This window comes from Pseudomonas sp. P7548 (assembly GCF_013386585.1).
Classification (GTDB): Bacteria; Pseudomonadota; Gammaproteobacteria; order Pseudomonadales; family Pseudomonadaceae; genus Aquipseudomonas.
The window spans coordinates 237853-250305 of the sequence record NZ_JACARO010000047.1 but is presented as its reverse complement, the minus strand read 5'-3'; the positions used below and the strand labels follow the sequence as shown (position 1 = coordinate 250305).

Annotated in this window: 10 protein-coding genes; 2 read left to right on the top strand and 8 right to left on the bottom strand. The window is 63.3% G+C overall.

Going from position 1 to position 12453, the window contains the following annotated elements; genetic code table 11:
- Positions 1–588: 588 nt before the first annotated feature.
- From HX803_RS20480 to HX803_RS20445, 8 genes are all read right to left on the bottom strand, one after another.
- Positions 589–1764: a PotD/PotF family extracellular solute-binding protein gene (locus HX803_RS20480; protein ID WP_178922963.1), complete on the bottom strand. Its 1176-nt coding sequence runs from the start codon at positions 1762–1764 to the stop codon at positions 589–591.
- Positions 1761–2735 (bottom strand): GTP-binding protein, encoded by a 975-nt coding sequence (locus HX803_RS20475; protein WP_178922961.1) that lies wholly within the window; start codon positions 2733–2735, stop codon positions 1761–1763. The genes HX803_RS20480 and HX803_RS20475 overlap by 4 nt, the downstream gene beginning before the upstream one ends.
- A 117-nt stretch (positions 2736–2852) precedes the next feature.
- Positions 2853–3146 carry a hypothetical protein gene (locus HX803_RS20470; RefSeq protein ID WP_178922959.1) on the bottom strand — a complete coding sequence of 98 codons (294 nt, stop codon included), beginning with the start codon at positions 3144–3146 and terminating at the stop codon, positions 2853–2855.
- 13 nt (positions 3147–3159) lie between these two features.
- Positions 3160–3909 (bottom strand): SDR family NAD(P)-dependent oxidoreductase, encoded by a 750-nt coding sequence (locus tag HX803_RS20465; RefSeq protein WP_178922957.1) that lies wholly within the window; start codon positions 3907–3909, stop codon positions 3160–3162.
- 142 nt (positions 3910–4051) lie between these two features.
- On the bottom strand, positions 4052–4813 hold the full coding sequence (locus tag HX803_RS20460; protein ID WP_178922955.1) for an SDR family NAD(P)-dependent oxidoreductase: 762 nt from the start codon (positions 4811–4813) through the stop codon (positions 4052–4054).
- Between the two features lie 10 nt (positions 4814–4823).
- Positions 4824–6164, bottom strand: a complete 1341-nt coding sequence (locus HX803_RS20455; RefSeq protein ID WP_178922953.1) for an MFS transporter — start codon at positions 6162–6164, stop codon at positions 4824–4826.
- A 31-nt stretch (positions 6165–6195) separates the two neighbouring features.
- Positions 6196–7074, bottom strand: a complete 879-nt coding sequence (locus tag HX803_RS20450; protein ID WP_010212857.1) for a polysaccharide deacetylase — start codon at positions 7072–7074, stop codon at positions 6196–6198.
- Between the two features lie 11 nt (positions 7075–7085).
- Complete coding sequence (locus HX803_RS20445) at positions 7086–8417, bottom strand: amidase (RefSeq protein WP_178922951.1); 1332 nt, start codon at positions 8415–8417, stop codon at positions 7086–7088.
- Positions 8418–8754: 337 nt separating this feature from the next.
- Here HX803_RS20445 and HX803_RS20440 point away from each other — a divergent pair, with 337 nt between their 5' ends.
- Both HX803_RS20440 and lon read left to right on the top strand, forming a co-directional pair.
- Positions 8755–9744: a GntR family transcriptional regulator gene (locus tag HX803_RS20440; RefSeq protein ID WP_178922949.1), complete on the top strand. Its 990-nt coding sequence runs from the start codon at positions 8755–8757 to the stop codon at positions 9742–9744.
- A gap of 202 nt (positions 9745–9946) precedes the next feature.
- The gene (gene lon / locus HX803_RS20435) at positions 9947–12367 is read left to right on the top strand and encodes an endopeptidase La (RefSeq protein ID WP_178922947.1); all 2421 of its coding nucleotides are present in this window, start codon (positions 9947–9949) and stop codon (positions 12365–12367) included.
- The last annotated feature ends 86 nt before the right edge of the window (positions 12368–12453 follow it).

The following is a 12453-nucleotide window of genomic DNA, read 5'->3' as shown; positions in this document are numbered from 1 at the left end:
CAAAATCAAGATCAAAAGCACAGCGGCCTGACAGCCGGCTTGAGTGGTGTGGAGCAAAGTCAAAGGCCAACGCGGTCCACTGTAGGAGCCGGCTTGTCGAATCGTCGCACCGCGGCGATGGTCGTTAACGATGGCGCAAAAAAATCAGGCAGAACGCGGAGCCCCACTGTGGGAGCTGGCTTGCCTGCGATGGCATCGATTGGGTGTGCCTGATGTACCGAGGTGTTTGCATCGCAGGCAAGCCAGCTCCCACAGTTGACCCGGGCCAACAGTCAGATACCGGTCGGCTACCAGGCCGCCGCGTCTGCTTTTGATTTTGATCTTAGGCGCCCCGTTAAACACGCTGGCCGAACGCAGGCTTGAATCCGTGGGTAACCCGGCAGGACGCCGGGTTAGCCGCCCCGCGCCATGGATGGCGCGTGGCGGCGGCCCACGGATTCAAGCCGGAGTGAGGGCATGCCGAGCCTAGGCGAGGCACCGAGTGTTGGGGCGAAGGCCTTTTGCTTACTTTTGGGCCTTTCCAAAAGTGAGCCGCTGTAAGAGCGGAACCATAAGTAGCCGTTACCTAAATAACGGATATGTACTCAGTCAAACACAGCGCGCCCGCATAAAATCCCCCCACCGCCGTACCAAGTAGTTGTGCTCATCCATCACCGAATTCCACACCGCAATATGCCCCATGCGCTGCTCATAAGACCCCCCATCACGCACGTCGCCCATGTCGATCAACGGCAAACCATCGCTACCCAGCAGTTCCTCCCGTGCAGGCAATCCGGCATACCAGTAATCCCACTCAGCACTGCTAAGGTGATCACGGCTGCGCGCCGGGTTACCGATGTAATACCCCTGGCGCGCCATCACCGCTCCAGGCCAACCCGACAACCACCAATTGAGGTAGGCATACGCCGCATCCAGCACCGGCCCTTGAGCATGGCGTGACAACGACAACCCGCCGAACCACGCGCGATAACCTTCACGCGGCACCGCCAGGCGGTATTTCACGCCCGCGCGATGCAGGCGCATCAAGGTCGGCGACCACAGGCTCTGGATATCGATGGTCGGGCTGAGCATCAATTGCGCCGCCTCTTCATCATCCGACCAGAACGCCGCAAAGTGCCCTTCCCTCTGCTTGCGCACCAGAATGTCGGCGAGCACGTCGATCTCTTCGATGCTCATATTGCCGATGTCCTTGAACTGCGCCAGCCCCGCGCCCTGCACCGCCAACGCGGCGTCCAGGGCACCGATGGCCGCGTCGCTCTGCAACGCGGTGCGGGCGCTCCAGGCCGGGTCCAGCAACCACCCCCAGCTTTCGTTGCCGTGGCAGAACCCGTCGGGCAAGCGCTCGGGGCGGTAGGCAAAACTGTCGGCGTTGTGGGTCAGGGGCAGCATGCTGATGCGCTCGGTCACGGTGCTGCCGAGGCTGCCGTCATGCTGCACGAACAGGCGCTCGCTCGGTACGCTGCCACTGCCCAGGCGATCATCGGCCGACAGGCGCCCGCGCTTGGGCAGGTCGTTGATTTCATGCCACAGCGCGATACGCCGCGTGTCGATCGGCTGGATCGCCCGCGCCGGCCACACGAAGTCGACGTTGTGAAACCACTGGTCGTAGAGGTCGTAGCTGTCGGGCTGCATCACCGCGATGCGCTGGGCCTGCTCTACATCGTGCACCTGATACACCAGGCGAATGCCCAGGTCTTGCTCGGCCCGCACGCGCAGGCATTCGAGCAGGGTCACTGAGGTGCCGAGGACGCGTAAGGTGATCATGCTGCAAACCGCCGCGAGAACACGTCGAAGGAGCGGCGCAACAGCGCCGGGTCCAGGCCGCGCAGGATAAACACCAGGCGTGACTGGCGGTCGCTGCCCGGCCACGCAGGCAGGTGGACCGGGGCATGCAGACAGTGCTGCACGCCATGAATGACGATGGGGGCCGAGCTTGCGTTCACGTTGAGCAGTCCTTTGACGCGAAGGATTCGTTCGCCATGGCATCTTAACAGCATCGACAGCCACACCCCGAAGCCGACCCAGTCCAGTGGCTGATCGAAGCTCAGGCAGCACACTTGAGCAGCACCGTGGGTGGCGACAGTGGGCTGATGCAGTTGCCAGCGGCCAACCTCGACGGCCGGCTCGGCGCTGCGCAACCCTTCACCGAGCAGCAGTTGATCGCCGCTGTGGATAGCGTGGGTATCGAGGATCGGCGTACCCGCGTTGAGCGCCTGCAAATGCGCACGCAGCGGCGCGCAATCGCCGGCCAGGTCGGTCTTGCTCAGCAACAGGCGGTCGGCGGCCGCAACCTGGGCCAGCCACTCCGGGTGCAGGCGCTCTTGCAAGGTCGCGTGGCTGGCGTCGACCAGGGTGATCACCAGGCCGATGTGGAAACGCCCGCGCAATTGCACGTCGTTGTTCAAGGTGGCAAGGATCGGCGCCGGGTCGGCCAGGCCGGTGGTCTCCAGGATCACCCGCTTGAACGCCGGGATTTCACCGCGCTCACGGCGCTGCAACAGGCCGAGCAGTGCGTCTTTCAACTCGCCACGGATCGAACAGCACACGCAGCCGCTGGGCAGCAGCACGGTGTCGGGCGCCACCTCTTCCACCAGCAGGTGGTCAATGCCGACGTCGCCGAATTCGTTGATCAGCAGCGCGGTGTCGCCCAGGCTCTCGCCTTGCAGCAGGCGCTTGAGCAAGGTGGTCTTGCCGCTGCCGAGGAAACCGGTGATGACATTCAGAGCCATGCTCATCAATGTTTTCCTTTGTGGCGAGGGAGCTTGCTCCCGCTGGGCTGCGAAGCGGCCCCAGAAGCTTGGGAGCGCTGAGCACTCCAGCGGGAGCAAGCTCCCTCGCCACAGGGGTTGGGTTTAGTGTTCAAGATGGTTGAGCAACTTAGGGTCGAGCGGGTCCAACGGACGGCCGAGCATGTTTTCGGCGGCCTGCCACAGTGGGTCCAGGCCACTCGCCAGTTCTTGCTTACCGGTAGCGCCCAACAACAGGTAGGACGCGCCCTGGAAGTCTTCGACCTTGAGCCGGAACACCGCCAACACCTGGTTGATCGCCGCGATCCGGCGCAGGCGCTCGCGGCGCCTTGGCACTTCATCGCCCAGGGGGTCGCTCCAGTGCAGGTCTTCGCCAAGCAATCCGCAGAGTCCGCACATGGCTACACCTCGTTCATGGCATGACATCGCCGGAGTTCGGGCCCAGGGTCTGGCCGACGAACAAATTACCGCCCGGTTCGCTGGCGAGCAGCACGGCGGTGGGCGCCACTTCATCAGCCAGACCGAAGCGGCCCAGGGGCAGTTCCTTGGCCTTGGCGCGCTTCCAGTCGTCGCTGATCCCGCCCACCAGTGGCGTTTCAATCGGGCCAGGGGCGATGGCATTGACCAGCACGTTGTCCTTGGCAACTTCCAAGGCGAGGGATTTGGTAAAGCCGATCACGCCAGCCTTGGCCGCCGCGTAGTGGGTAAGCTCGGCACCGCCCTTGATACCCAGTTGCGACGCCACGTTGATGATGCGCCCCCAACGCTGCGCCAGCATGTGCGGCAAGGCGCGCTGGCTGGCGACGAACACGCTGGTGAGGTCGACGCGCAGCATGTCGTTCCACATCTCGATGGTCAGGTCGACACAGCGCGCCTGGGTGAGCATGCCGGCGTTGTTGACCAGAATGTCGATGCCACCGAAGTGTTCGACGCAACGGTCCACACCCGCCTGGGCGCCTTCGACGGTGCCGACGTCCGCCAGGCACTCGACCACCTCGGCGCCGAGGTTGCGGCAGGTGATCGCCGTTTCGGCGAGGCTCGCGGCGTTGCGGTCGGCCAGCAGCAGGCGCGCGCCTTCGGCGGCGTAGGCACGGGCGATGGCGGCACCGATGCCGCTGCCGGCGCCGGTGATGACGGCGCGGCGGTTAATCAGTTGGTTCATACAAAAAACTCCTCAGACAAAACACCGATCCATTGTGGGAGCTGGCTTGCCTGCGATAGCGGTGGGTCAGCAGCACATGTATTCACTGAACCACCGCCATCGCAGGCAAGCCAGCTCCCACATTTGGATCTATGTACATCCGTTAGTCCGGCCAGCGCACGGTAAGGCCGCCGTCGATGATGATGCTTTGGCCCGTGAGGTAGCTCGACGCTTCACTGGTCAAGAACTGCACCAGCGAGGCCACCTCATCCGCCCGCCCGACACGGCCCAGCGGAATGGCTCGCGCCGCCTTGGCCAAGCCTTCCGGTCCCAGTGAGTTCTTCGCATCCAGCGACTGCGGCGTCTCGATCAACCCGGGGATCACCGCATTGCAGCGAATCCCCAGTGGCGCCAATTCCACGGCTAGCGAACGACACAACCCCGGCACACCGGCTTTGGCCGCCGCGTAGTGGCTGTGCTCCTGCCAGCCATATACGCCGCCGGCAATCGACGAGATCGCCACCAGCGCGCCGCCTTCACGCATATGCCGTGTCGCCGCGCGGAAGGTGCGCATCACCCCCGTCAGGTCGACATTGAGCATCTCGTCCCACAGCGCATCGGTCATCTCCAGCAACGGTGCGCGGCGCAACAGGCCGGCGTTGGCCACCGCGTAATCCAGCCGGCCAAAGTGCTGCACGGCCTGCTCGGCCAGCGCATTCACCGAGGCGCTGTCGCCCACGTCCAGGGGCAGCATGAGGCACTCGCCGCCCGCCCCTTCCACCAAGCCCACGGTGGTGTGCGGGTCGTGAGGATCGGCCGGGTAATACCCGCCGACCACCGCCACGCCCTTTTGCGCATAGGCCACGGCGAGGGCTTGGCCGATGCCGCTGGCGGCGCCGGTAATCAAGGCAACTTTACGGCTCATCATTCACTCCTTACTGAACGGTTTCCGGACGCACATGGCGGGCGGCAAACATCAAGGCGCCGGACAAGAAGCACGGCAGTGCACCGAACCACAGCGCGGCGGTCTGCCAGTCGCTGCCGGCCGACAGCACCTGGGTGGCGCCAAAGCCTGCGACCACTGCGCCGATCGGGCCCATGGCATGGATGATCGCGCCCCCGGTGGCGCGGATGCTGGTGGGGAAACTTTCGCTGATGAAGAACAACGCCGCCGAGTACGGGCCGATCAGAAAGAACAGGCCCAGGCTGTACAGCCCGACCACCATCGCCATGTTGCTCGGGCCGAACAGCATGCCGGCGAACGACAGCCCGCCGAGCATCCAGCCCAGGCCGATCACGTTGCGACGGCCGATCTTGTCGCCCATCCAGCCGTGGCTGAGATAACCGCAGTACCCGACCAGGTTGGACAGCACGAGGATGATCAGCGAGTTCTCGAACGAGATGTGGTGCACGCTGACGATCACCGACGTGCCCAGCACGCTGAACACCTGGATCGCTGCCCAGTTGAGCAGCAGCGCTGCGCCGATCACCAACGTGGCGCGACGGGCCGGGCCACGGAACGCAGCCTTGAGGCCGGCCTTGCTGTGTTCGTCGTAGTCGACGCCGTAGGTCACGGCGACGTTTTGCGCTTCTTTCACCGCGCCGCTTTTACGCAGCTCGCTGATGCGCTGGTGGATCTGGAACTGCGGGCTCTCCTTGAGCTTGCGCGCCATGATCGCAATCACGATGGCCGGGATTGCCGCGAAGATGAAGCAGCCTTGCCAACCGATGATCGGCAGCAACAGCGCAGTCAAGCCGGCAGCGATCAACGCGCCCACCGGCCAGCCGCCCTGCACCAGGCTGTAGATGAAGCCACGGCGCTTGGTCAGGCGCGGGTCTTCCGAGGCGCCGTACAGCTCACTCAGATACGTGGCGTTGACGGTTTCCTCGGCATAACCCAGGCCACCCAACGAACGGATCAGAATCAGCGGTGATTTGCCCCACGCGCCGCCGATTGCGGTCAACGCCGAGCACAGCGCAGAACCGGCCACGGTGAAGATGATGCCTTTGCGCCGACCCAGCTTGTCGACGACCGGGCCAATGGCAAAGGCGACCACCGCCGTGCCCACGGCGACCCAGGTTGCAATTTCAGCCTGCTCTACTTCACCCCAGCCAAAGTGCCGGCCGATCTCCGGCAGCAGGGTGCCAAACAGGATGAAGTCATACACCGCAAACACCCAGGCGAAGAACGCGATCCAGGTGGCGAAGCGCACTTCCTGGGACGTCAGTTGCCGGGGTTTCCAGCCGGTCAGGTCAAGCTTGTTGTAGATGGACATGGGTTGCGCCTCAGGGGTGGAAGCATGGGGGTCAGGTACGGGGTTGGCGGCGGATAAAGTCGTCGGCGATTTCGTCGAAGGTGACGAAGCGCACGCCGGCATGGCTCTGGATATGCTCGATCAGACGCTCAAGCATCAGCAGCACTTGCGGGCGGCCGGACACGTCCGGGTGAATGGTCATGGTGAACACCGCGTGTTCGTGTTCGCGGTAGACCCAGTCGAACTGGTCGCGCCACATTTCTTCGAGGTGGCGCGGGTTGACGAAGCCGTGGCTGTTGGGGGCTTTCTTGATGAACATCATCGGCGGCAGGTCGTCGAGGTACCAGTTGGCGGGGATCTCCACCAGGTCGGTTTCTTCGCCGCGCACCAGGGGTTTCATCCAGGTGTCGGGGTGTTGGCTGTAGTCAATCTTGGTCCAGCTGTCGCCCTTGCGCACGTAGTAGGGATGAAAGTCGTTGTGCATCAGGCTGTGGTCGTACTTGATGCCTTTTTTCAGCAGCAGCTCGTTGGTGACCTTGCTGAACTCCCACCATGGCGCGACGTAACCAGTGGGGCGTTTGCCAGTGACCTGGGTGATCAGCTCGATGGATTTATCCAGGACGATTTCTTCCTGCTCGGCCGTCATGGCGATGGGGTTTTCGTGGCTGTAGCCGTGCACGCCGATTTCGTGGCCGGCGTCGGCCACGGCTTTCATCTGCTCGGGGAAGGTTTCCATCGAGTGGCCAGGAATAAACCAGGTGGTGCGCAGGCCGTAGCGCTCGAACAATTTGAGCAGGCGCGGCGCGCCGACTTCACCGGCGAACAGGCCGCGGGAGATGTCGTCCGGCGAGTCTTCGCCGCCGTAGGAACCGAGCCAGCCGGCGACGGCGTCAACGTCGACGCCGAATGCACAGAGAATGTCTTTAGCCATGGTGTGTCTCCTTAAACGTTGAGTACGGATTCGACGGACAACGCGGCGCGCAACAGGCGAGCGTCCTCCCCCGTCGGGGCACTGAGCAGCAGCCCGGTGGGCAGGCCCCCGGCATCGCGGCCGCTGGGCAAGGTCACGCCGGGCATGTCGAGCAAACTGCCCGGCATGGTCAGGCGCAGGGTGGCGAGGTTGGTGGTGACGAAAAGGTCATCGTCGGCTTCCAGCGGTGCCAGCGGCGGCGCCACGTGGGCGACGGTCGGGGTGATGAGCACGGCGCCGTCGAGGTCATCGACCAGTTGTTGCTGCAGGCGCTGGCGTGCGTCCATCAGGTGCAGCAGTTGGCTGGCGGGCAGCGCACGCGCGGCTTCGAGGCGACGGCGCACGCGAGGGTCGAGCTGTTCGGCGTCGGCGCTGTCGAGCAAGGCTTCATGCAGGGCGAAGGCTTCGAAGGAGCCGAGCCAACCCTGGCTTTTGATCAACGCCAGAGTGGCCTGGAACGTGGCCGATGGGCGCACCTCTACCAGGGCGCCGTGGGCTCGCAATCGGTCAACCGCGCGCAGCAGGTTGTTGCGCACGGCCGGCTCGATGTCTTCCAGGGCGCCTTGTTCAAGCACAAAACGCTGGCCCTTGAGGCTGCGCGCGCTGTGGGTGTGGGCACGGCCGTGAAGCAGGTCATCGATGGCCAAGGCATCGCGCACGCTGTGGGTCAGCGGGCCGAGGCTGTCGAGGGTGTGGGCCAGGGGAAACACACCGTCGCGGCTGTAGCGTCGACTGCTGCTGCGGTACCCCACCAGGCCATTGAGCGCGGCGGGAATGCGGATTGAGCCTGCCGTGTCGGTGCCCATGGCGATGGGCACGATCCCGGCGGCCACGGCAACGGCCGACCCGGAGGAAGAGCCACCGGGAATACGCGGTTGGTCGCTCCCGTGGGGATTGTGCGGCGTGCCGAAATGCGGGTTCAGGCCCAGGCCGGAATACGCCAGTTCGCTGAGGTTGGTCTTGCCCACGCTGACCATCCCGGCGCGGCACAACAGGCCCACCGTGGGCGCATCCAGCAAAGCCTGGGGCGCATGGCGACGGTAGGCGGCGCCGGCCGTGGTGATGCTGCCGGCCATGTCGAACAAATCCTTCCAGGCCAGCGGCACACCGTCGAACACACTCAATGGTTGCCCGGCTCGCCAGCGGGCGGCGGCGGCTTCGGCTCCACGGCGGGCGCGCTCGGCGGTCAGGGAAATAAATACGCCTGGGCAGCGACTCGCTTGATCGAGCGCCTGTTCGAGGGCCTGCACCGGGTCGCTGCGACCGCTGGCAAAAGCCTCGGCCATGGAAGTGGCGTCTGACATCAAGATGACCCTCAAAAAACGTACATATTAATAAAATGTACATTTTACAAAGGCAGCTTTCGTGCCAGTCTCTGCCGAACAGATTTTGCGCTGCTCAGGTTTTTGGCCTTGAGCTACGGGATAGATGGTTTCAAGCCAGGCAAAAAAATCTTGCCGGGGCATCGCAAAGCGCCTTCAATGAAATAATGTATCTTTTATAAATAAGTACATTTTGGTGCAGAAAAGTAACAACCCCATCGGCAAGGCCCCAAATAAGTGCCACTGACGTGGCGCAGAGTGACAGGCACGACTTATGAGAGAATCCCCGGCCACCGTCCTACATGCCTCAGAGAAACCGATGAAAGCAGTGTCCACCTCGGCCTCCCGTTACGCGATGATTCACCAGGTTCTGCGTGATGCGATCGTCAATGGCACTGCCCGCCACGGCCTGGTGTTGCTCGAAGCGCCGCTGGCCGAGCTGTTCGGCACCAGCCGCGTGCCGGTGCGTAGGGCCCTGGATTTGCTGCATGACGAAGGCCTGATCTGCCGCTTCAATGGCCGGGGTTACCTGATCAACCCAGAAGGCTTGGCGATGGAGCCGCTGCGCCTGCCATTGAGCCATGCCCACCTGGGCCTGGATGGCGAGCAGGACTTGGTGGACACTCGGCCGCTGGGCGAGCGCATCGTCGAGGAGATCGGCGCGGCGCTGTCCACCTGCATCGCTTTCGGCCATTACCGCCTGGATGAACAAGCCGCCGCCGACCACTACGGGGTCAGCCGCGCGGTGGTGCGTGAGGCGTTGATGCGCTTGCGCGACCGTGGCCTGGTGGAAAAAGAGCCCTACTCCCAATGGCTGGCCGGGCCGTTGACCGCACGGGAAGTCACCGAAGACTACGAACTGCGCGCCTGCCTGGAACCCGAAGCGTTACGCCAGAGCGCGCCCAACCTGGACCGCGAGTTGCTCGAAGCCATGTTGCAACGCGTGCGGGATGCCCAGGACAGCCCCCACTGCAGCCTGGAAGCCATCGAGCAGATCGAAGAAGACCTGCACCAACGCTGCCTGGCCGGCTTGCAAAACCGCAAGATTGCCGCGCTGATCCGCCAGGGCCAGAGCCCGATGATCATCAGCCGGATTTTCTACCGTTTGCTGGGAATCGGTGCCGACCCTGCCATGTTGGCCGAACATCGCTTGATTCTGGAGTTGCTGCTGCATGGGGCGTTTGATGCGGCAGCGTTGAACCTGCGCGAGCATTTGCAGCGGGCCAGGCAGCGGATGTTGCAGCGGTTGAAGGTGTTGTCGGTATTGCCCGAACAGCCGCTGCCCAGCTACCTGCACAAAATCAGCTGACTCAACGCTATTCACCTGTAGGAGCCGGCTTGCCGGCGATCGCGGTGGGTCAGACACCTTTGCACCAGCAGGTGTGGCGCCATCGCCGGCAAGCCGGCTGCTACAGTCAATATCATGCAATTTGTTGCTAACTGCTCAACGCCATTGAAACCACCGCTGCGCCGCCCCATCTAACCTCCATACTTCCTTATGCAGGTGCCCCATGAGCGACCAGCAAGCCTTCCCTGATTATGACCTGAACGACTACGCCGACCCCGAAAACGCTGAAACCCCTTCGTCGAACACCGGCCTGGCGCTGCCTGGGCAGAACCTGCCCGACAAGGTCTACATCATCCCGATCCACAATCGCCCGTTCTTCCCGGCCCAAGTGCTGCCGGTGATCGTCAATGAAGAACCCTGGGCCGAAACCCTGGAGCTGGTGAGCAAGTCCGACCACCACTCCCTGGCCCTGTTCTTCATGGAGACGCCGCCAGAAGACCCGCGCCATTTCGACACCTCCGCCCTGCCGCTGTACGGCACGCTGGTGAAGGTGCATCACGCCAGCCGCGAGAACGGCAAGCTGCAATTCGTCGCCCAGGGCCTGACCCGGGTGCGCATCAAGACCTGGCTCAAGCACCACCGCCCGCCGTACCTGGTGGAAGTCGAATACCCGCACCAGCCCTCCGAGCCGACCGATGAGGTCAAGGCCTACGGCATGGCGCTGATCAATGCGATCAAGGAACTGCTGCCCCTCAACCCGCTGTACAGTGAAGAGTTGAAGAACTACCTCAACCGCTTCAGCCCTAACGACCCGTCGCCACTCACCGATTTCGCCGCCGCGCTGACCTCGGCCACCGGTAACGAGTTGCAGGAAGTGCTGGACTGCGTGCCCATGCTCAAGCGCATGGAAAAAGTGCTGCCGATGCTGCGCAAGGAGGTTGAAGTTGCGCGCCTGCAAAAGGAAATCTCCGCCGAGGTGAACCGCAAGATCGGCGAGCACCAGCGCGAGTTCTTCCTCAAGGAACAGCTCAAGGTCATCCAGCAGGAGCTGGGCCTGACCAAGGACGACCGCAGCGCGGACGTCGAGCAGTTCGAGCAGCGCCTGGTGGGCAAAGTGCTGCCGACCCAGGCGCAAAAGCGCATCAGCGAAGAGATGAACAAGCTGTCGATCCTGGAAACGGGCTCGCCGGAATACGCCGTGACGCGCAACTACCTGGACTGGGCCACCTCGGTGCCGTGGGGCGTGTATGGCGAGGACAAGCTCGACCTGAAACACGCGCGCAAGGTGCTGGATAAACACCACGCGGGCCTGGACGACATCAAGAGTCGCATCCTCGAATTCCTCGCGGTGGGTGCCTACAAAGGTGAGGTCGCCGGTTCCATCGTGCTGCTGGTCGGCCCGCCCGGCGTGGGCAAGACCAGCGTCGGCAAATCCATCGCCGAGTCCCTGGGGCGGCCGTTCTATCGCTTCAGTGTCGGCGGCATGCGCGACGAAGCCGAGATCAAGGGCCATCGCCGCACCTACATCGGCGCCCTGCCGGGCAAGCTGGTGCAGGCGCTGAAAGATGTGGAAGTGATGAACCCGGTGATCATGCTCGACGAGATCGACAAGATGGGCCAGAGCTTCCAGGGCGACCCGGCGTCGGCGCTCCTGGAAACCCTGGACCCGGAGCAGAACGTCGAATTCCTCGACCACTACCTGGACCTGCGCCTGGACCTGTCCAAGGTGCTGTTCGTGTGCACCGCCAACACCCTGGACTCCATTCCCGGGCCGTTGCTGGACCGTATGGAAGTGATTCGCCTGTCGGGCTATATCACCGAAGAAAAAGTCGCCATCGCCAAGCGCCACCTGTGGCCAAAGCAGCTGGAAAAAGCCGGTGTGGCGAAAAACAGCCTGACCATCAGCGACGGCGCCCTGCGTGCATTGATCGACGGCTATGCGCGGGAAGCCGGGGTGCGACAGCTGGAGAAACAGCTGGGCAAGCTGGTGCGCAAGGCGGTGGTCAAACTGCTGGATGAGCCGGACTCGGTGATCAAGATCGGCAACAAGGACCTGGAAAGCTCACTGGGCATGCCGGTGTTCCGCAACGAGCAGGTCTTGTCTGGCACCGGCGTCATCACCGGGCTGGCCTGGACCAGCATGGGCGGCGCCACCCTGCCGATCGAGGCCACGCGCATTCACACGCTCAACCGGGGCTTCAAGCTCACCGGGCAATTGGGTGAAGTGATGAAGGAGTCCGCCGAAATTGCCTACAGCTACATCAGCTCGAACCTGAAGTCGTTCGGCGGTGATCCGAAGTTCTTCGACGAAGCCTTTGTGCACCTGCACGTGCCGGAAGGTGCCACGCCTAAAGACGGCCCGAGCGCGGGCGTGACCATGGCCAGTGCGCTGCTGTCGCTGGCGCGTAACCAACCGCCGAAGAAAGGCGTGGCCATGACCGGTGAGCTGACGTTGACCGGGCATGTACTGCCGATTGGCGGGGTGCGCGAGAAGGTGATTGCGGCGCGGCGCCAGAAGATTCATGAGCTGATCTTGCCGGAGCCGAACCGTGGCAGTTTTGAAGAGTTGCCGGAGTACTTGAAGGAAGGCATGACCGTGCACTTTGCCAAGCGCTTTGCGGATGTGGCGAAGGTGCTGTTCTGATCGTGATGTAATGCCTGGTCTGGCCTCATCGCGGGCAAGCCCGGCTCCCACAGGGATCGGTGTTGTTGATGACAAATCGGTCAAAT

Coding starts and splice junctions, on each gene's coding strand:
- HX803_RS20480 (WP_178922963.1), bottom strand. CDS start 1,764: ATGATCACCTTACGCGTCCTCGGCACCTCAGTGACCCTGCTCGAATGC.
- HX803_RS20445 (WP_178922951.1), bottom strand. CDS start 8,417: ATGTCAGACGCCACTTCCATGGCCGAGGCTTTTGCCAGCGGTCGCAGC.
- HX803_RS20440 (WP_178922949.1), top strand. CDS start 8,755: ATGAAAGCAGTGTCCACCTCGGCCTCCCGTTACGCGATGATTCACCAG.
- HX803_RS20455 (WP_178922953.1), bottom strand. CDS start 6,164: ATGTCCATCTACAACAAGCTTGACCTGACCGGCTGGAAACCCCGGCAA.
- HX803_RS20475 (WP_178922961.1), bottom strand. CDS start 2,735: ATGAGCATGGCTCTGAATGTCATCACCGGTTTCCTCGGCAGCGGCAAG.
- HX803_RS20450 (WP_010212857.1), bottom strand. CDS start 7,074: ATGGCTAAAGACATTCTCTGTGCATTCGGCGTCGACGTTGACGCCGTC.
- HX803_RS20470 (WP_178922959.1), bottom strand. CDS start 3,146: ATGTGCGGACTCTGCGGATTGCTTGGCGAAGACCTGCACTGGAGCGAC.
- HX803_RS20465 (WP_178922957.1), bottom strand. CDS start 3,909: ATGAACCAACTGATTAACCGCCGCGCCGTCATCACCGGCGCCGGCAGC.
- HX803_RS20460 (WP_178922955.1), bottom strand. CDS start 4,813: ATGAGCCGTAAAGTTGCCTTGATTACCGGCGCCGCCAGCGGCATCGGC.
- lon (WP_178922947.1), top strand. CDS start 9,947: ATGAGCGACCAGCAAGCCTTCCCTGATTATGACCTGAACGACTACGCC.